The 19,059-nt window shown below is 71.8% G+C and carries 17 protein-coding genes; 14 read left to right on the forward strand and 3 right to left on the reverse strand.

Features of this window, described 5'->3' with window-relative positions; all coding sequences use genetic code 11:
- Positions 1 to 94 precede the first annotated feature (94 nt).
- Positions 95 to 2,071 carry a threonine--tRNA ligase gene (thrS, locus tag ACIPXB_RS15125; protein WP_401449210.1) on the forward strand — a complete coding sequence of 659 codons (1,977 nt, stop codon included), beginning with the start codon at positions 95 to 97 and terminating at the stop codon, positions 2,069 to 2,071.
- Between the two features lie 14 nt (positions 2,072 to 2,085).
- On the opposite strand, the gene ACIPXB_RS15130 is transcribed toward thrS, so the two are convergent.
- On the reverse strand, positions 2,086 to 2,772 hold the full coding sequence (locus ACIPXB_RS15130; RefSeq protein ID WP_401449212.1) for a potassium channel family protein: 687 nt from the start codon (positions 2,770 to 2,772) through the stop codon (positions 2,086 to 2,088).
- A gap of 67 nt (positions 2,773 to 2,839) precedes the next feature.
- Here ACIPXB_RS15130 and ACIPXB_RS15135 point away from each other — a divergent pair, with 67 nt between their 5' ends.
- Positions 2,840 to 3,400, forward strand: coding sequence for an HIT family protein (locus ACIPXB_RS15135; RefSeq protein ID WP_401449215.1), 561 nt, complete (start codon positions 2,840 to 2,842; stop codon positions 3,398 to 3,400).
- Positions 3,401 to 3,508: 108 nt separating this feature from the next.
- Here ACIPXB_RS15135 and ACIPXB_RS15140 read toward each other — a convergent pair whose 3' ends face one another.
- Both ACIPXB_RS15140 and ACIPXB_RS15145 read right to left on the reverse strand, forming a co-directional pair.
- Complete coding sequence (locus tag ACIPXB_RS15140; RefSeq protein ID WP_401449217.1) at positions 3,509 to 5,176, reverse strand: hypothetical protein; 1,668 nt, start codon at positions 5,174 to 5,176, stop codon at positions 3,509 to 3,511.
- A 97-nt stretch (positions 5,177 to 5,273) separates the two neighbouring features.
- Positions 5,274 to 7,487, reverse strand: coding sequence for an elongation factor G-like protein EF-G2 (locus ACIPXB_RS15145; protein WP_401449219.1), 2,214 nt, complete (start codon positions 7,485 to 7,487; stop codon positions 5,274 to 5,276).
- Between the two features lie 227 nt (positions 7,488 to 7,714).
- Here ACIPXB_RS15145 and pgsA point away from each other — a divergent pair, with 227 nt between their 5' ends.
- The 12 genes from pgsA to secD all read left to right on the forward strand — a co-directional run bounded on the left by pgsA (position 7,715) and on the right by secD (position 19,058).
- A complete protein-coding gene (pgsA, locus tag ACIPXB_RS15150; protein WP_401449221.1) occupies positions 7,715 to 8,440 on the forward strand; it encodes a phosphatidylinositol phosphate synthase in 726 nt (241 codons plus the stop codon).
- Positions 8,440 to 9,345 (forward strand): phosphatidylinositol mannoside acyltransferase, encoded by a 906-nt coding sequence (locus ACIPXB_RS15155; protein ID WP_401449223.1) that lies wholly within the window; start codon positions 8,440 to 8,442, stop codon positions 9,343 to 9,345. Before pgsA ends, ACIPXB_RS15155 begins: the two co-directional genes overlap by 1 nt.
- Positions 9,342 to 10,523 carry a glycosyltransferase family 4 protein gene (locus ACIPXB_RS15160; protein WP_401449226.1) on the forward strand — a complete coding sequence of 394 codons (1,182 nt, stop codon included), beginning with the start codon at positions 9,342 to 9,344 and terminating at the stop codon, positions 10,521 to 10,523. Before ACIPXB_RS15155 ends, ACIPXB_RS15160 begins: the two co-directional genes overlap by 4 nt.
- 105 nt (positions 10,524 to 10,628) lie before the next feature.
- Complete coding sequence (locus ACIPXB_RS15165; RefSeq protein WP_401449228.1) at positions 10,629 to 11,168, forward strand: hypothetical protein; 540 nt, start codon at positions 10,629 to 10,631, stop codon at positions 11,166 to 11,168.
- Between the two features lie 163 nt (positions 11,169 to 11,331).
- Positions 11,332 to 12,243 (forward strand): pyridoxal 5'-phosphate synthase lyase subunit PdxS, encoded by a 912-nt coding sequence (gene pdxS / locus ACIPXB_RS15170; protein WP_401449230.1) that lies wholly within the window; start codon positions 11,332 to 11,334, stop codon positions 12,241 to 12,243.
- A gap of 5 nt (positions 12,244 to 12,248) precedes the next feature.
- Positions 12,249 to 12,839 (forward strand): pyridoxal 5'-phosphate synthase glutaminase subunit PdxT, encoded by a 591-nt coding sequence (pdxT, locus tag ACIPXB_RS15175; RefSeq protein WP_401449232.1) that lies wholly within the window; start codon positions 12,249 to 12,251, stop codon positions 12,837 to 12,839.
- Between the two features lie 57 nt (positions 12,840 to 12,896).
- Positions 12,897 to 13,649 carry a YebC/PmpR family DNA-binding transcriptional regulator gene (locus ACIPXB_RS15180; RefSeq protein WP_401449234.1) on the forward strand — a complete coding sequence of 251 codons (753 nt, stop codon included), beginning with the start codon at positions 12,897 to 12,899 and terminating at the stop codon, positions 13,647 to 13,649.
- Positions 13,650 to 13,767: 118 nt separating this feature from the next.
- Complete coding sequence (ruvC, locus tag ACIPXB_RS15185) at positions 13,768 to 14,304, forward strand: crossover junction endodeoxyribonuclease RuvC (RefSeq protein ID WP_401449237.1); 537 nt, start codon at positions 13,768 to 13,770, stop codon at positions 14,302 to 14,304.
- Complete coding sequence (gene ruvA, locus ACIPXB_RS15190; RefSeq protein WP_401449240.1) at positions 14,301 to 14,936, forward strand: Holliday junction branch migration protein RuvA; 636 nt, start codon at positions 14,301 to 14,303, stop codon at positions 14,934 to 14,936. Before ruvC ends, ruvA begins: the two co-directional genes overlap by 4 nt.
- Positions 14,937 to 15,384: 448 nt before the next feature.
- Entirely contained in the window at positions 15,385 to 16,455 is a 1,071-nt protein-coding gene (gene ruvB, locus ACIPXB_RS15195) for a Holliday junction branch migration DNA helicase RuvB (protein WP_401449243.1), read from the forward strand.
- Positions 16,456 to 16,671: 216 nt separating this feature from the next.
- Positions 16,672 to 17,109: a preprotein translocase subunit YajC gene (yajC, locus tag ACIPXB_RS15200; RefSeq protein WP_401449620.1), complete on the forward strand. Its 438-nt coding sequence runs from the start codon at positions 16,672 to 16,674 to the stop codon at positions 17,107 to 17,109.
- Positions 17,110 to 17,264: 155 nt separating this feature from the next.
- Positions 17,265 to 19,058, forward strand: coding sequence for a protein translocase subunit SecD (gene secD, locus ACIPXB_RS15205; RefSeq protein ID WP_401449245.1), 1,794 nt, complete (start codon positions 17,265 to 17,267; stop codon positions 19,056 to 19,058).
- Position 19,059: the final 1 nt, after the last annotated feature.

The following is a 19,059-nucleotide window of genomic DNA, read 5'->3' on the forward strand; positions in this document are numbered from 1 at the left end:
CGTTATCCGTTTCGCGGGCGGCCACCGCGGCTCGGTACGATTCCTCCCGCGCGCAGTGACCACTGCGGCGCCCCCGACAGGTCAGGAGAAACCGGTGTCAGACGTCCGTGTGATCATCCAACGCGATTCCGAGCGGGAAGAGCGCGTGGTGACCACGGGCACCACGGCGGCCGATCTCTTCCCCGGCGAGCGCACCGTCGTCGCCGCGCGCGTCGCGGGCGAGCTGAAGGACCTCGCGTACGAGGTCAGGGACGGCGAGACCGTCGAGCCGGTGGAGATCTCCTCCGAGGACGGCCTGAACATCCTGCGCCACTCGACCGCGCACGTCATGGCGCAGGCCGTGCAGGAGCTCTTCCCCGAGGCCAAGCTGGGCATCGGCCCGCCGGTGCGGGACGGCTTCTACTACGACTTCGACGTGGCCCGGCCCTTCACCCCGGAGGACCTCAAGGCCATCGAGAAGAAGATGCAGGAGATCCAGAAGCGCGGCCAGCGCTTCGCCCGCCGCGTCGTCACCGACGAGGCGGCGCGCGAGGAGCTCGCGGACGAGCCGTACAAGCTGGAGCTCATCGGCATCAAGGGCTCCGCGTCGAGCGATGACGGCGCGGACGTCGAGGTGGGCGGCGGCGAGCTGACCATCTACGACAACCTCGACGCCAAGACCGGCGAGCTGTGCTGGAAGGACCTCTGCCGCGGTCCCCACCTGCCCACCACCCGGAACATCCCGGCGTTCAAGCTGATGCGCAACGCGGCCGCCTACTGGCGCGGCAGCGAGAAGAACCCGATGCTCCAGCGCATCTACGGCACCGCCTGGCCCTCGAAGGACGAGCTCAAGGCCCACCTCGACTTCCTCGCCGAGGCCGAGAAGCGCGACCACCGCAAGCTCGGCAACGAGCTGGACCTCTTCTCCATCCCGGACGAGATCGGCTCGGGCCTGGCCGTCTTCCACCCGCGCGGCGGCATCATCCGCCGGGTCATGGAGGACTACTCGCGCCGCCGGCACGAGGAGGAGGGCTACGAGTTCGTCTACTCCCCGCACGCCACCAAGGGCGCGCTCTTCGAGAAGAGCGGTCACCTGGACTGGTACGCGGAGGGCATGTACCCCCCCATGCAGCTCGACGGTGGTACCGACTACTACCTCAAGCCCATGAACTGCCCGATGCACAACCTGATCTTCGACGCGCGCGGGCGTTCGTACCGTGAGCTGCCGCTGCGCCTGTTCGAGTTCGGCACCGTGTACCGGTACGAGAAGTCCGGCGTCGTGCACGGCCTGACCCGCGCCCGCGGCTTCACCCAGGACGACGCGCACATCTACTGCACCCGTGAGCAGATGGCGGAGGAGCTCGACCGCACGCTCACCTTCGTGCTGAACCTGCTGCGCGACTACGGTCTGACCGACTTCTACCTGGAGCTGTCCACCAAGGACCCGGAGAAGTTCGTCGGCTCGGACGAGGTCTGGGAGGAGGCGACCGCCGTCCTCCAGCAGGTCGCCGAGAAGCAGGGCCTGCCGCTGGTCCCGGACCCGGGCGGCGCCGCCTTCTACGGCCCGAAGATCTCGGTGCAGTGCCGTGACGCCATCGGCCGCACCTGGCAGATGTCGACCGTGCAGCTCGACTTCAACCTGCCGGAGCGCTTCGACCTGGAGTACACCGGCCCGGACGGCTCCCGCCAGCGCCCGGTCATGATCCACCGCGCGCTGTTCGGCTCCATCGAGCGGTTCTTCGCGGTGCTGCTGGAGCACTACGCCGGTGCCATGCCGCCGTGGCTGGCCCCGGTCCAGGCGATCGGCATCCCGATCGGCGACGGGCACGTGGAGTACCTGCGGGAGTTCGCCGCCGACGCGAAGAAGAAGGGCCTGCGGGTCGACGTGGACGCCTCGTCGGACCGGATGCAGAAGAAGATCAGGAACCACCAGAAGCTCAAGGTGCCGTTCATGATCATCGTCGGCGACGAGGACATGGCCGCCGGCACCGTCTCCTTCCGCTACCGCGACGGTTCGCAGGAGAACGGCATCCCCCGTGACGAGGCGCTGGCCAAGCTGGTCAAGGTCGTCGAGGACCGCGTCCAGGTCTGAGCGGTGTGACCGCGCTACCGAGGGGCTCCCGGAGAACTTCCGCTCTCCGGGGGCCCCTCCTCGTCCTCCCGGCGGAAGACCTGGATCAGCCAGGACGAGAAGGAACCCGTCACCGCTCCCAGCAGGGCCAGCCCGGAGACCATCAGGGCGGTCGCGATCAGCCGCCCGGTCACGGTCACGGGGGCCACGTCCCCGTAGCCGACCGTCGTCAGCGTCTGGACCACGCACCACAGCGAGTCCCCGAACGTCCGGATCGGGGAGGCCGGGTCCGTGCGCTCGTTGTGGTAGATCCCGAGCGCCCCGGAGAAGCCCAGGATCACCGACGAGAGCCCCGCGTACGTGATCACGCGCGGGTAGAGGCCGCTGCGCGGGTGGTCCCGGCGGGCCTGGAACGCGTCATGGACCTTGACCACGCGCAGCGGCCGCAGGGTCGGCAGCAGGACGACGAGGCTGTCCAGCCAGTGCCGGCGGATGAACCGCAGCGGCCGCTCGCGGCTCAAGGCCATCCGCACCAGGAAGTCCACGATGAAGCAGAGCCAGGTCCCCAGGGTCACGAACAGGCCGATGCCACGCAGGACGGGGTACCCCTCGGCGAGCACGCGGACCGCGTACCCGGTGAGGAAGAGCAGCGAGGCGAAGAACAGCGGCACCTCGGTGCGGCGCTCCCAGGCCTGGTCGCGGGTCTCGGGTTCAGCGTGCATGACCCCAGCATCGCGGGCCCTGTGCCGGTACTCGCCCCGGCGACACGCCCGACCGGGACAAGGTCATATGCTGCATCCCATGACGACTGAGCCGGAGCAGCAGATCGGTGTGGGCACGCAGGACGCGTTCCAGCGGCTGTGGACGCCTCACCGGATGGCGTACATCCAGGGGGAGAACAAGCCGACCGGCCCGGAGGCCGGCGACGGCTGTCCCTTCTGCGGGATCCCGGAGATGTCGGACGGGGACGGCCTGGTCGTGGCCCGCGGCAAGCACGTGTACGCCGTGCTCAACCTCTACCCGTACAACGGCGGCCACCTGATGGTCGTCCCGTACCGGCACGTCGCCGACTACACCGACCTGGACGGCCCGGAGACCCTCGAGCTCGCCGACCTCACCAAGCGGGCGATGGTCGCGCTGCGCAAGGCCTCCGGGGCGCACGGCTTCAACATCGGCATGAACCAGGGCGCGGCGGCCGGTGCGGGCATCGCCGCCCACCTGCACCAGCACATCGTCCCCCGCTGGGGCGGGGACACGAACTTCATGCCGGTCGTGGGCCACACCAAGGTGCTGCCCCAGCTCCTGGCGGACACCCGCGCGATGCTCGCGGACGCCTGGCCGAACGACTAGCGTCCGTCCCGCCATGATCCGCCGGACCGGCCCCGGCGGGTACGCCGACGCCCCGGCGGACGCCCGGGGCGTCCACCGGGGCGGCTGGCCCCGCAGCCGTCCGGCGCGTCACGCGTCGTAGAGATCCGCCTTGCGCGGTGCCGGCTCCTGGATCATGCCGCTGACCACCGACGACCGGTTCGCGAACTTCTCGGTGTCGCAGCCGTTGTCGTTCAGGACCTTGATCGCGGCGGTGTGCACCAGCCGCAGCACCGGGGTGGCGGAGCGCATGACGTCGTCCACCATGAACCGGTGGCGCCACATCGAGCCGGCCCACACGTGCCGGACGCCGAAGGGCTCGGGCAGGACCAGCTTGCCGCCCAGCCACTCCAGCAGCGGCGGGTACCAGGTGAGCGGGGCGCGGACCATGAGGCGGACGACCTCGGTGGTGCTGCACACCGGCAGGACGCGTTCGGTGGTCTCCCAGAACCGGATCGTCTTGGGGACCGCGACCTTCTCGGGCTCGGACTTGCTGGTGAACAGGCCGTGCACCGGGCCCAGGGCGTGACCGGTGACCTCCACACGCAGGGTCTGGTAGAGCACGGTGACCGTGACCATCATCGTGATCACCAGCTGGCCGTCCCACAGCGGCCACTGGATGCCCAGGTAGTGCCGGTTGCCCGCGTTGAACTGCTGCTCGTTGCAGATCCGGGTGACCTCGTGCGGCTTGACCTGGAAGTCGTGCACGCCGTCGCCGCTGGGCCGGGAGACCTCCCCGGCCTTCTCGCCGACCGGGATGACGATCCAGTGCTTGATGCTGGGGGCGGGGAAGCCGCCGGTGTGCAGCGGGCCGCGCTCGATCCGCCCGAGCTGGTCGTGGATGGCGCGGACGACGTCCCAGCTGCGGAACGGGTGGATCTCGGCGAGATCGGCCCGGGGCACGAGCTCCTCGGCCATCTGCCAGCTGCCCCAGCGGCTGCCCATGCCGAGTATGCCCTTGGGGCCGGCGTAGAAGACGGAGTTGCTGCGGTCCTCGGCGGTGAGCCTGGCGAGCTGCTGGCGCAGGTCCTCGGCGGCCTTGTCCGCCGGGTCCCCGGGGACCGCCTCGGGGATCTTGGCGGGGACGCCGCCGCCCGAGAGCAGGCCGTCCCAGCGCGAGCGCAGGTCGAGCGCGGTGGACTCGCACAGCCGGCGGGCGAGGAACCAGCCGACGGCGGGAGCGATGATCATGCCGCGCAGGTAGTAGGCCCAGAAGCCGGTGTACGGCAGCCGGAACATCATCACCAGGGCCAGGACGCCGATGCCGATCAGGACCACGGTGCCCAGCCAGGAGGAGCGCTTGCCCTCGCTGTTGGCGAGGGTCTTGCGCAGCTGGAACAGGCCCAGCCAGAGCAGCAGTCCGGGCAGGAACAGCACCCCGCACACGAGCGTGATCAGCATCAGCTTGCGGTCGCGCGCCCTGCGGATGTTGGAGGCGGCCAGGCAGTGCTCGACGACGGTCTGCGGGTCGGCGCCGAAGGACTGGATCACCGGTTTGCGGCCCGCCCCCAGCAGCCGGCTCTCGACGGCGCGGCAGTACGCCTCGCCGAGGCTGGGCTCGAAGAGCGAGAGCTTGCCCTTCTTCACGGTGGACTCGTGGTACTCGTTGTTGGCATCGAGGATCTTGACGAGCTTGGAGTCCTGGGCGCCGTCGCGGTACGCGACCGACGCCAGCGCGTTCGTCGCCACCGACTGGCTGCCGCCGCCCTGGACGGGGATCTGAGCCCCGGGACTGAAATCGAAGCCGTCGTCCGCCATTCCGCCCCCACTGTCGTGCTGTGTCCTTCTCCGCCCATGGTCATGGGACAGGGAAATGCCGCCCACCGCAAGCTGGTTGGGTGGGCGGCCCTCTACGCTATGACAACTGGGTTCCCTTCTCCGCCTGTTCGCGAATCTTCTCCGCGAGCTGGGCCGGCATCGCCTCGTGGCGCACGTACGCGCGGCTGAACCGGCCGGTGCCGTGCGAGACCGAGCGCAGCTCGACGGCGTACCGGTCGATCTCGATCTCGGGGACCTCGGCACGGACCAGGGTCCGGCCGTTGCCCGCCTGCTCGGTGCCGACCACCCGGCCGCGCCGGCCGGCGAGATCGCTCATCACGGGCCCCACATAGCCGTCGGGAACGATCACGGTGAGCTCGGCGACCGGCTCCAGCAGGTGGATCCGCGCCTCGGCGGCCGCCTCGCGCAGGGCGAGGGCGCCCGCGGTCTGGAAGGCGGCGTCGGAGGAGTCCACCGAATGCGCCTTGCCGTCCAGGAGGGTGATGCGTACGTCGACCAGCGGGTACCCGGCGGCGACCCCGCGGGCCGCCTGGCCGCGCACCCCCTTCTCGACGGAGGGGATGAACTGACGCGGCACGGCGCCGCCGACCACCTTGTCGACGAACTCGATCCCGCTGCCCGGGGGCAGCGGCTCGATCTCGATCTCGCAGATGGCGAACTGGCCGTGGCCGCCGCTCTGCTTGACGTGCCGGCCGCGCCCGGCGGCCCGGTCGCCGAAGGTCTCGCGCAGGCTCACCTTGTGGGGGACGGGGTCGACCTGGACGCCGTACCGGGTGCGCAGCCGCTCCAGCGCGACGTCCTGATGGGCCTCGCCCAGGCACCACAGGACCACCTGGCGGGTGTGCGGATTCTGCTCCAGCCGCATGGTGGGGTCCTCGGCGACCAGCCGGGCCAGGCCCTGGCTGAGCCGGTCCTCGTCGGCCTTGCTGTGGGCCTCGATGGCCAGCGGCAGCAGCGGGTCCGGCATGTCCCAGGGCTCCATCAGGAGCGGGGCGTCCTTGGCGGAGAGGGTGTCGCCGGTCTCGGCGCGGGTGAGTTTCGCCACGCAGGCCAGGTCGCCGGCGATGGCCCGGGCCAGGGTGCGCTGCTGCTTGCCGAAGGGGGCGGTGAGGGCGCCGACGCGCTCGTCGACATCGTGGTCCTCGTGCCCCCGGTCGGCCAGCCCGTGCCCCGAGACGTGCACGGTCTCGTCGGGGCGCAGGGTGCCGGAGAACACCCGGACGAGGGAGACACGGCCGACGTAGGGGTCGGAGGAGGTCTTGACGACCTCGGCGACCAGCGGCCCGTCGGGATCGCAGACGACCTCCGGGCGGGTGGCGCCGGCGGGCGTGGTGACGGGGACGGGGGCCCGCTCCAGCGGGGTGGGGAAGCCGCCGGTGATCAGTTCCAGGAGCTCGACCGTGCCCAGGCCCTGGCGGCCGCCGTCGGTGGCCGGGGCGGCCATCAGGACGGGGTGGAAGGTGCCGCGGGCGACGGCCCGCTCCAGGTCGTCCACCAGGGTCTTGACGTCGATGTCCTCGCCGCCGAGGTAGCGGTCCATGAGGGTCTCGTCCTCGCTCTCGGCGATGATCCCCTCGATGAGCCGGGCACGGGCCTCGGTGATGAGCGCGAGCTCCTCGGGCCCGGGGTCGCGCTCGACGCGCTCGCCGGAGGTGTAGTCGTACACGCGCCGCGAGAGCAGGCCGAGCAGCCCCGCCACGGGCCGGTGGCCGTCGGCGCCGACGGGCCCGTACAGGGGCAGGTAGAGGGGGAGGACGGCGTCGGGGTCGTCGGCGCCGAACAGCTCGCCGCACACGGACGTCATCTGTGCGTAGTCGGAGCGGGATGCCTCCAGATGGGTGACGACGATGGCGCGCGGCATGCCGACGGCCTCGCACTCGTCCCACACCATCCGCGTCGCCCCGGCCAGGCCGTCGGGGCCCTCGGCGGCCGAGACGACGAAAAGGGCCGCGTCCGCGGCGCGCAGACCGGCCCTGAGTTCCCCGACGAAGTCGGCGTATCCGGGGGTGTCCAGGATATTGATCTTGATCCCGCCCCATTCGACGGGGACGAGGGAGAGCTGGACCGAGCGCTGCTGGCGGTGCTCGATCTCGTCGTAGTCCGAGACGGTGCCGCCGTCCTCGACCCGGCCGGCGCGGTTCACGGCGCCGGAGGTCAGGGCCAGGGCCTCGACCAGCGTGGTCTTGCCGGCTCCGGTGTGGCCGACCAGCACCACGTTCCGCAGGGACGCGGGGCGGTCGACCGCCGGTGCCCTGCCGGCGGCTCCGGATTGCTGTGCTTTGTCGCCCATGATGCTCGTGCCTCCCGTTGCAACGGTGAGGAGGATGAGATCCTTCGAGCTTCGCACCGCCGTCACACTCCGTCCATACGTCGTACCGCGGACCGTCGGCGAGATGAACCGCGGCGGACGCGACGCGAACCGGAGGGTGCGCGGCGTCGCGGGCCCGGGGCGCTGGCTACGATGGGCCAGCCGGTGGCCGTGGTGGCCGTGCGGCCCAGCGACCCTCCGGGAAGGCCATGCTGAACAAGTACGCGCGTGCATTCTTCACGCGTGTTCTCACACCGTTCGCCGCGTTTCTGCTCCGCCGGGGGGTGAGCCCGGACGCGGTCACACTGATCGGCACGGCCGGAGTCGTCGCGGGTGCGCTGGTCTTCTTCCCCCGGGGCGAGTTCTTCTGGGGCACGATCACGATCACGCTCTTCGTCTTCTCCGACCTGGTCGACGGGAACATGGCCCGGCAGGCGGGGATCTCCAGCCGCTGGGGCGCGTTCCTGGACTCGACGCTGGACCGGGTCGCGGACGCGGCCATCTTCGGCGGACTCGCGCTCTGGTACGCCGGGCTCGGAAACGACAACGTGCTGTGCGCCGTGTCGATCTTCTGCCTCGCGAGCGGCCAGGTGGTGTCGTACACCAAGGCCCGCGGGGAGTCGATCGGGCTGCCGGTGGCCGTCAACGGGCTCGTGGAGCGGGCCGAACGCCTGGTGATCTCGCTGGTCGCGGCCGGCCTGTCGGGCCTGCAGACCTTCGGGGCGCCGTCCTGGCTCGGCGTGCTCCTGCCGGTGGCGCTGTGGCTGGTGGCGGTGGGCTCGCTGGTCACGCTGATCCAGCGGGTGGTGACCGTACGCCGGGAGGCGGCCGAGGCCGACGCGGCGAACCCGCCGCAGGCGCCGTCGGGGCCCGCCGGGCCGACGGGGCCGACCGGCCCGCCGGCGTCCTCCGCGCAGCAGGGCGGCACCGCCTGATGGGGAGCGTCCAGGACCGCCTCACCGACGGGCTGTACGGACTCGGCTGGGCCGGGGTGAAGAAGCTTCCCGAGCCGGCGGCCACCGCACTGGGCCGCCGCATCGCGGACTACGCGTGGAAGCGGCGCGGCAAGAGCGTGGCCCGGCTGGAGTCCAACCTGGCCCGGGTGGTGCCGGATGCCGGCCCCGAGGAGCTGCGCCGGCTGTCCCAGGCGGGCATGCGCTCGTACATGCGCTACTGGATGGAGTCCTTCCGGCTGCCCGCCATGGATCCGAAGCGGTTCGGCACCGAGGTGCGCATCGAGGACGACCACCTCCTGAAGGAGGCGCTGGCGACCGGCCGCGGGGTGATCGTCGCGCTGCCGCACCTGGCCAACTGGGACCTGGCGGGCGCCTGGGTCACCTCGCACCTGGGCGTGCCGTTCACGACGGTCGCCGAGCGGCTGAGGCCCGAGTCCCTGTACGACCGGTTCGTCGCCTACCGCGAGAGCCTGGGCATGGAGGTGCTGCCGCACAGCGGCGGGGCCGCCTTCGGCACCCTGGCCCGGCGGCTGCGGGCCGGCGGGCTCATCTGCCTGGTCGCCGACCGGGACCTGTCCTCGTCGGGGGTCGAGGTCGACTTCTTCGGCGCGAGGGCGCGGATGCCGGCCGGGCCGGCGCTGCTGGCCCAGCAGACCGGGGCGCTGCTGATGCCGGTGACCCTCTGGTACGGGGAGACGCCGACGATGCACGGCCGGATCCACCCGGCGGTGCCGGAGCCGGAGAGCGGCACCCGGGTGGCGAAGACCGCGGCCATGACGCAGGCGATGGCCGACGCCTTCGCCTCCGGCATCGCCGCGCACCCGCAGGACTGGCACATGCTCCAGCGGCTGTGGCTGGCGGACCTTCAGGAGCGGTCGGAGTGAAGATCGGCATCGTCTGCCCGTACTCCTGGGACGTGCCGGGCGGCGTCCAGTTCCACATCCGCGACCTGGCGGAGCACCTGATCGGGCTCGGCCACGACGTGTCGGTCCTGGCACCGGCGGACGACGAGACCCCGCTGCCGCCGTACGTGATCTCGGCCGGCCGGGCGGTGCCGGTGCCGTACAACGGCTCGGTGGCCCGGCTGAACTTCGGCTTCCTGTCGGCGGCCCGGGTGCGGCGGTGGCTGCACGACGGCGCCTTCGACGTGATCCACATCCACGAGCCGGCCTCGCCCTCGCTGGGCCTGCTGTCGTGCTGGGCGGCGCAGGGGCCGATCGTGGCCACCTTCCACACGTCCAACCCGCGCTCGCGGGCGATGATCGCGGCGTACCCCATCCTCCAGCCGGCGCTGGAGAAGATCAGCGCGCGGATCGCGGTCAGCGAGTACGCCCGGCGCACGCTCGTGGAGCACCTCGGCGGGGACGCCGTGGTGATCCCCAACGGCGTCGACGTCGACTTCTTCGCACGGGCCGAGCCGCGGCCGGACTGGTCCGGCATGACGCTCGGCTTCATCGGGCGGATCGACGAGCCACGCAAGGGGCTGCCGGTGCTGATGGCGGCGTTCCCGGAGATCGTCGCCGCGTGCCCGGACGTACGCCTGCTGGTGGCCGGGCGGGGCGACGAGGAGGAGGCGGTGGCCTCCCTGCCGCCCGAGCTGCGGGCGCGGGTGGAGTTCCTCGGCATGGTCTCGGACGAGGACAAGGCGCGGCTGCTGCGCAGCGTGGACGTCTACGTCGCCCCCAACACCGGCGGCGAGAGCTTCGGGATCATCCTGGTCGAGGCGCTGTCGGCGGGCGCCGCCGTGCTCGCCTCCGACCTGGACGCCTTCGCGCAGGTCCTGGACCAGGGGTCGGCGGGCGAGCTGTTCACGAACGAGGACCCGCGCTCGCTGGCGGCCGCGGCGATCGCCCTGCTGCGCTCGCCCGAGCGCCGCGCGGAACTGAGCGGGCGGGGCTCGGCCCACGTCCGCCGCTTCGACTGGTCGACGGTCGGGGCGGACATCCTGGCGGTCTACGAGACGGTGACGGACGGCGCGGCGTCGGTGGCCACCGACGAACGCGTCAGCCTCCGCACCCGCCTGGGCCTGGGCACGCGCCCCCAGGTCCCGCCGGCGCCGTAGCCGGACGGCGCGCGGGTTGCACGGAACGGGCGCGGGGCCGCCGGGTGGCGGACGGAGCGGGCGGCGGTTCGGGATCGGGCGGGGGAGGCGGTAGTGTCGCGCGGCGTGATCGAAACGCTCGTATGGGTCGCCCTCGCGCTCGCCGTGATCGGGGTCTACCTCAGCTGGACCGCCGGCCGCCTCGACCGGCTGCACTCCCGGATGGACGCCGCCCGCGCCGCCCTCGACGCGCAGCTGGTCCGGCGCGCCTCGGTGGTGCTGGAGGTGGCCACCTCCGGCGTGCTCGACCCCGCCTCCTCCCTCGTCCTGTACGAGGCCGCCCACGGCGCCCGCCAGGCCGAGGAGGAGCACCGCGAGGTCGCCGAGAGCGAGCTCAGCCAGGCCCTGCGCGCGGTCTTCGCCGACGCCGACCAGGTCGAGGCCCTCAAGGAGGCGCCGGGAGGCGAGCAGGCCGCCGAGGAGCTGGCCGCGGCCGTCCGCCGGGTTCCCATGGCCCGGCGGTTCCACAACGACGCCGTCCGCGCCGCCCGCGCGCTGCGCCGGCACCGCAAGGTCCGCTGGTTCCGGCTCGCCGGCCACGCCCCGTTCCCATTGGCCTTCGAGATGGACGACGAACCGCCCGCGGACCTGGCCGACCGGCCGTAGTTGTACCTCGAGGCCAACTTGAAAGGAGCCACCAGCTCCACATTGGCCCTTGCAGTGGACCCTTCGGGGACGGTTACCTCAGCCAGGTACCGGCGTCATGCACCCGTACCGGTACCCCGCCAGGTACCCGCAGCACCGTCTTCCCTTCGAGTGAGGTCACCCCGTGAGCACGCTTCCCACCACCCCCCAGTCCCCCGAGACCGGCACCGCCCGCGTCAAGCGCGGCATGGCCGAGCAGCTCAAGGGCGGCGTGATCATGGACGTGGTCAACGCCGAGCAGGCGAAGATCGCCGAGGACGCGGGCGCCGTGGCCGTCATGGCCCTGGAGCGGGTCCCGGCCGACATCCGCAAGGACGGCGGCGTGGCGCGCATGTCCGACCCGAACATGATCGAAGAGATCATCGAGGCCGTCTCGATCCCGGTCATGGCCAAGTCCCGCATCGGCCACTTCGTCGAGGCCCAGGTCCTGCAGTCCCTCGGCGTGGACTACATCGACGAGTCCGAGGTCCTCACCCCGGCCGACGAGGTCAACCACTCCGACAAGTGGGCGTTCACCACCCCCTTCGTCTGCGGCGCCACCAACCTCGGCGAGGCCCTGCGCCGCATCGCCGAGGGCGCGGCCATGATCCGTTCCAAGGGCGAGGCCGGCACCGGCAACGTCGTCGAGGCCGTCCGCCACCTGCGCCAGATCAAGAACGAGATCGCCAAGCTGCGCGGCTTCGACAACAACGAGCTGTACGCCGCCGCCAAGGAGCTGCGCGCCCCGTACGAGCTCGTCAAGGAGGTCGCCGAGCTCGGCAAGCTCCCGGTCGTGCTGTTCTCCGCCGGTGGCGTCGCCACCCCGGCCGACGCCGCGCTGATGCGCCAGCTCGGCGCCGAGGGCGTCTTCGTCGGCTCCGGCATCTTCAAGTCCGGCGACCCGGCCAAGCGCGCCGCCGCCATCGTGAAGGCCACCACCTTCTACGACGACCCGAAGATCATCGCGGACGCGTCCCGCAACCTGGGCGAGGCCATGGTCGGCATCAACTGCGACACCCTCCCCGAGGCCGAGCGCTACGCCAACCGCGGCTGGTAGTCGTCATGAGCAACCCCGTCATCGGTGTCCTGGCCCTCCAGGGCGACGTACGGGAGCACCTGATCGCCCTGGCCGCGGCGGACGCCGTGGCCAGGCCGGTCCGGCGCCCCGAGGAGCTCGCCGAGGTCGACGCCCTCGTCATCCCCGGCGGCGAGTCGACGACCATGTCCAAGCTCGCCGTCCTGTTCGGCATGCTCGAGCCGCTGCGCGAGCGCGTGAAGGCCGGCATGCCCGTCTACGGCACCTGCGCCGGCATGATCATGCTCGCCGACAAGATCCTGGACGGCCGTGAGGACCAGGAGACGCTCGGCGGCGTCGACATGATCGTCCGGCGCAACGCCTTCGGCCGCCAGAACGAGTCCTTCGAGGCGAAGATCGACTTCGCGGGCATCGAGGGCGGCCCCGTCGAGGGCGTCTTCATCCGCGCCCCGTGGGTCGAGTCGGTCGGCGCCGCCGCCGAGGTGCTCGCGACGTACGACGGTCACACCGTCGCCGTCCGCCAGGGCAACGTGCTCGCCACGTCCTTCCACCCGGAACTCACCGGCGACGAACGCGTTCACGCGTACTTCGTCGACATGGTGCGCGCCGGGCTGTAATCCGCTCCCGGTAGGATCGGGGACGAACATTGTTGGTTACGCGAAGGAGACAGGCGGATGTCCGGCCACTCTAAATGGGCTACGACGAAGCACAAGAAGGCCGTGATCGATGCCAAGCGCGGCAAGCTCTTCGCGAAGCTGATCAAGAACATCGAGGTCGCGGCCCGTACGGGCGGCGCCGACCCGGACGGCAACCCGACCCTCTTCGACGCCATCCAGAAGGCGAAGAAGAGCTCGGTCCCGAACAAGAACATCGACTCCGCGGTCAAGCGCGGCGGTGGTCTCGAGGCCGGTGGCGTCGACTACGCGACGATCATGTACGAGGGTTACGGCCCGAACGGTGTCGCGGTGCTCATCGAGTGCCTCACCGACAACCGCAACCGCGCCGCCTCCGACGTCCGTGTCGCCATGACCCGCAACGGCGGCTCCATGGCCGACCCGGGCTCGGTCTCGTACCTGTTCAACCGCAAGGGCGTCGTCGTGCTGCCCAAGGGCGAGCTGACCGAGGACGACGTCCTCGGCGCGGTCCTCGAGGCGGGCGCCGAGGAGGTCAACGACCTCGGTGAGTCCTTCGAGATCATCAGCGAGGCCACCGACCTGGTCGCGGTCCGTTCCGCGCTCCAGGAGGCCGGCTACGACTACGACTCGGCCGAGTCCAGCTTCGTCCCGACCATGCAGGTCGAGCTCGACGAGGAGGGCGCGCGCAAGATGTTCAAGCTGATCGACGCCCTCGAGGACAGCGACGACGTCCAGAACGTCTTCGCCAACTTCGACGTCTCGGACGAGGTCATGGCGAAGGTCGACGCCTGACCGGCGAGAACGTGACCACGGCGGGCCGACGGGGACACACCCCCCGTCGGCCCGCCGCGTTGTCGGTGGCACGCGTTAGCCTGCACGAACTGGCGGACGAGCGGGCGGAGGAGGGGCTGTGCGCGTTCTCGGGGTGGACCCGGGCCTGACCCGGTGCGGTGTCGGCGTCGTCGAGGGCGTCGCGGGCCGGCCCCTGACGATGCTCGGGGTAGGTGTCGTCCGTACGCCCGCGGAGGCCGGCATCGGGCAGCGGCTGGTCGAGATCGAGCGGGGCATCGAGACATGGCTCGACGAGTACCGGCCGGAACTGGTCGCGGTGGAGCGCGTGTTCAGCCAGCACAACGTGCGCACGGTGATGGGCACCGCCCAGGCCAGCGCGGTCGCCATGCTGTGCGCCTCGCGGCGCGGGATACCCGTCGCGCTGCACACCCCCAGCGAGGTCAAGGCGGCCGTCACCGGCAGCGGACGGGCCGACAAGGCCCAGGTCGGCGCCATGGTGACCCGGCTGCTGCGGCTGGCCGCCCCGCCCAAGCCCGCCGACGCGGCGGACGCGCTCGCCCTCGCCATCTGTCACATCTGGCGCGCCCCCGCCCAGAACCGCCTGCAACAGGCGGTCGCCCAGCACGCATCCGCAGTGAGAGGCCGTACCCGATGATCGCCTTCGTGAGCGGCCCGGTCGCCGCGCTCGCCCCCACCACCGCCGTGATCGAGGTCGGGGGCGTCGGCATGGCCGTGCAGTGCACCCCCCACACCCTCGCCGGCCTGCGCGTGGGCGAGCCGGCGCGGCTGGCCACCTCCCTCGTCGTACGGGAGGACTCGCTCACCCTGTTCGGCTTCGCCGACGACGACGAGCGGCAGGTCTTCGAACTGCTCCAGACCGCCAGCGGCGTCGGCCCGCGCCTGGCCCAGGCCATGCTCGGCGTGCACAGCCCGGACGCGCTGCGGGTCGCGGTGGCGAGCGGGGACGAGAAGGCGCTGACGGCGGTGCCCGGGATCGGCAAGAAGGGCGCGCAGAAGCTGCTGCTGGAGCTGAAGGACAAGCTCGGCGCGCCGGTCGGCACCGGCGGGCTGGTCGGCGCCCAGCGGGGCGCCGCGGCCGCCGGTCCGGCCCCGTGGACCGAGCAGCTGGCGACGGCGCTGATCGGGCTGGGGTACGCGGCGCGGGAGGCGGACGACGCGGTGGCGGCGGTGACGCCGCAGGCGGAGGCCGCCATCGCCGCCGGTGGCTCGGCGCCGGTCCCGCAGCTCCTGCGGGCGGCCCTGCAATCCCTGAACCGCACCCGCTGACCCTGATCGGGGGCCCCGCCCCCGGACTCCGTTCGGGGCCCCCAGCGCCTCGAACGCCCGCGAGGCTGGGGGTGGGTGCGCCGGGACCGCCGGCGCGGCGCGAGTGCGGGGGCTCCGCCCCCGAGCCCTCCCCCGGACTCCGTCCGGGGGGACCCCCGGCGCCTCAATCGCCGGCGGGGCTGAGAAGTGCCGCTGCGCGGCCCTTACAGCGCCACCGGAGCCCCGGCACCCACCAGCCCCGCCGTCGTTCGAGGCGCTGGGGTCTGGGGCGGAGGCCCGGTACCCATCAGCCCCGCCGGCGTCTGAGGCGCCGGGTCTGGGGTGGAGCCCCAGGTTCGGGAAGGGGCGGGGTGGGGGAAGGCTCCGCGCAGCGGCCCGCCCGGTCCAGCCGAAACCGTACGATCACCGAACCGCACGACGACCACGCGAAGCGAGAAGGCAGAAGACCGTGAACTGGGACGACGACACCGCCGCCGCAGCAGCCGCCGAGCCGGAACGGCTCGTCGGTGCCGCCGCCGACGGTGAGGACAGCGCCGTCGAGGCGGCCCTGCGGCCCAAGGACCTCCACGAGTTCGTCGGACAGGAGAAGGTCCGCCAGCAGCTGGACCTCGTCCTCAAGGCCGCCCGCCAGCGTGGCGCCACCGCCGACCACGTCCTGCTGTCCGGCGCGCCCGGCCTCGGCAAGACCACCCTCTCCATGATCATCGCGGCCGAGATGGGCGCGCCCATCCGGATCACCTCCGGCCCCGCCATCCAGCACGCCGGCGACCTCGCGGCCATCCTGTCCTCGCTCCAGGAGGGCGAGGTCCTCTTCCTCGACGAGATCCACCGCATGTCCCGGCCCGCCGAGGAGATGCTGTACATGGCCATGGAGGACTTCCGGGTCGACGTGATCGTCGGCAAGGGCCCCGGCGCCACCGCCATCCCCCTGGAGCTGCCGCCCTTCACCCTGGTCGGCGCCACCACCCGGGCCGGCCTGCTGCCGCCGCCCCTGCGGGACCGGTTCGGTTTCACCGGCCACATGGAGTTCTACGCCCCCGAGGAGCTCGAACGGGTCGTCCACCGCTCCGCCCGCCTCCTCGACGTCGAGATCGACACCGCCGGCGCCGCCGAGATCGCCGGCCGCTCCCGCGGCACGCCCCGTATCGCCAACCGCCTGCTGCGCCGCGTCCGCGACTACGCGCAGGTCAGGGCCGACGGAGTGATCACGCGCGAGGTCGCCGGCCAGGCCCTCCAGGTCTACGAGGTCGACGCCCGCGGTCTGGACCGGCTCGACCGGGCCGTGCTGGAGGCCCTGCTCAAGCTGTTCGGCGGCGGTCCGGTGGGCCTGTCCACCCTCGCCGTCGCCGTCGGCGAGGAGCGCGAGACGGTCGAGGAGGTGGCCGAGCCGTTCCTGGTCAGGGAGGGTCTGCTGGCCCGCACCCCGCGCGGCCGGGTGGCCACCCCGGCGGCCTGGGCCCACCTGGGGCTGACGCCGCCCGCGGCGCAGACCGGACAACAGGGCCTCTTCGGGGCTTGACGGCGCGGAGGTTAGTGTGCCCAGGAACTGCGGTGCCATGCTGGGCGTTGTTCCATCGCGGCGGACTCGCCTAGACTCCGCCGATGCCGACCGTCCAGGTCGGCGTGCCCACCCCCGTAGAAACAAGGCCGCTCCTCCGGCGCGGTCGTGCGAAGGAAACTCCGTCCCGTGAACAGTCTCGTGACCTTCCTCCCGTTCATCGTGCTCATCGGGGCGATGTTCCTGATGACCCGCTCTGCCAAGAAGAAGCAGCAGCAGGCGGTACAGATGCGCGACCAGATGACCCCCGGCACCGGCGTGCGCACCATCGGCGGCATGTACGCCACCGTCAAGGAGGTCAACGACGACACCGTCCTCCTGGAAGTGGCCCCCGGAGTGCACGCGGTCTTCGCGAAGAACTCCATCGGCGCCGTGCTGGAGGACGCCGAGTACAACCGCATCGTCCACGGCACCGAGCCGACCATCGTCCCCGACGACGCCTCCTCGCTGACCCTCGACAAGGGCGACGACGAGGCCCCCAAGCTCGACCTGGGCAAGAAGGACGAGTCCGCCGACAGGCCGGCCGACAAGCCCGCCGGCACCTCCGAGGCCAAGGCCGACGACGAGACCGGCACGACCGAGGGCAAGACGGACGGCGGCTCCGGCGCGAAGTAGCACGGGGCGGGGGACCGCGGGGCGCCTGACCGGCGGCCGCCGCGGTCCCCGGCAGTGACCACTTCTGCGGGGGGCAGGGGTCCCCACCACACATTTTTCGTGGCCGTCCGCGCGCTCACCCGGCGCGGGACGGTTGGACAGGGAGATACAACAAGGTGGCAGCACCGAAGAAGGGCCGGCGGCCCACGGGGGCTCAGGGGAGGCCGGGGCGAGCCCTGGCGATGATCCTGATCGCGATGGTGGCGCTCACCGCGGGGATGTTCATCTCCGGGCAGACCACTCCCCGGCTGGGCATCGACCTGGCGGGCGGCACGAGCATCACGCTCAAGGCGAAGAGCGAGCCCGGCAAGCCCAACGCCATCAACGAGACCAACATGAACACGGCGGTCGGCATCATCGAGCGCCGCGTCAACGGTCTCGGTGTCTCGGAGGCCGAGGTCCAGACCCAGGGCACCGACCACATCATCGTGAACATCCCCAAGGGGACGAACGAGAAGCAGGCGCGGGACCAGGTCGGCACGACCGCCCAGCTCTACTTCCGTCCGGTCATCGCCGTCGCGGGCGGCGAGCCCGTCGCCCCCGAGGGCGCACCCTCGCCGACGCCGTCGGCCGGCGCCTCCGGCGCCCCCAAGGCCGGCGACGGCAAGAACCCGTCGCCCACCCCGTCGTCCAGCGCCACTTCCCAGGGCCGTGCCCTCAGCGAGGCCCTCAAGGCCCCGGGCACCCCGACGCCGAGCGCGACCCCCTCGTCGGGCGCGTCGAAGAAGGCAGACGACCCCAAGGCCACGGCGACCCCGGGCGCCACCCCGGCCCCGACCCCGCCGGCCGCCGACGCCGGTGCGGCCGACCTCCAGGCGAAGTTCGCCGCGCTGGACTGCACCAAGGAGGACCAGCGGGCCACCGCCGGCAAGGGCGCCAAGCCCGAGGAGCCCACCGTCGCCTGTGGCAAGAACAGCCAGGGCGCGTGGAACAAGTGGCTGCTCGGCCCCGTCGCCGTCGAGGGCAAGGACGTCAAGGAAGCCAAGGGCGTCATCGACCCGCAGCGTGGCATGTGGATCGTCACGATGCAGTTCAACGACAAGGGCGCGGACGCCTTCGCCAAGGTCACCGGTGAGCTCGCCGCCAAGCAGTCCCCGCAGAACCAGTTCGCGATCGTCCTCGACGGCCAGGTCGTCTCCGACCCGTACGTCAGCTCCGCGCTGACCGGTGGCAGCGCCGAGATCTCCGGCGGCTTCACCCAGCAGTCCGCCCAGGACCTGGGCAACATGCTGTCGTACGGCGCCCTGCCGCTGTCCTTCTCCGAGGACAGCGTCACCAGCGTCACCGCCGCCCTCGGTGGCGAGCAGCTGCGGGCCGGCCTGATCGCCGGCGCGATCGGTCTGGCGCTCGTCGTGATCTACCTGCTGGTCTACTACCGCGGTCTGTCGTTCATCGCGATCGTCAGCCTCCTGGTCTCGGCGATCCTGACGTACACGATCATGGCGCTGCTCGGCAAGGGCATCGGCTTCGCGCTGAACCTGCCCGCCGTCTGCGGTGCGATCGTCGCCATCGGTATCACCGCGGACTCGTTCATCGTGTACTTCGAGCGCATCCGCGACGAGATCCGCGAGGGCCGCACCCTGCGCCCGGCGGTGGAGCGGGCCTGGCCGCGTGCCCGGCGCACCATCCTCGTCTCGGACTTCGTCTCGTTCCTGGCCGCCGCGGTGCTGTTCGTCGTCACCGTCGGCAAGGTGCAGGGCTTCGCCTTCACCCTGGGTCTGACCACCCTCCTCGACGTGGTCGTGGTGTTCCTCTTCACCAAGCCGATCATGACGCTGCTGGCCCGGACGAAGTTCTTCTCGAGCGGTCACCCGTGGTCCGGGCTGGACCCGAAGCGGCTCGGCGCCAAGCCGCCGCTGCGGAGCTCCCGCCGTACCGTCTCCGCTCCCGTCGAAGCAAAGGAGGCGTGAG

Source organism: Streptomyces sp. NPDC090022 (genome assembly GCF_044748145.1).
Lineage (GTDB): Bacteria > Actinomycetota > Actinomycetes > Streptomycetales > Streptomycetaceae > Streptomyces.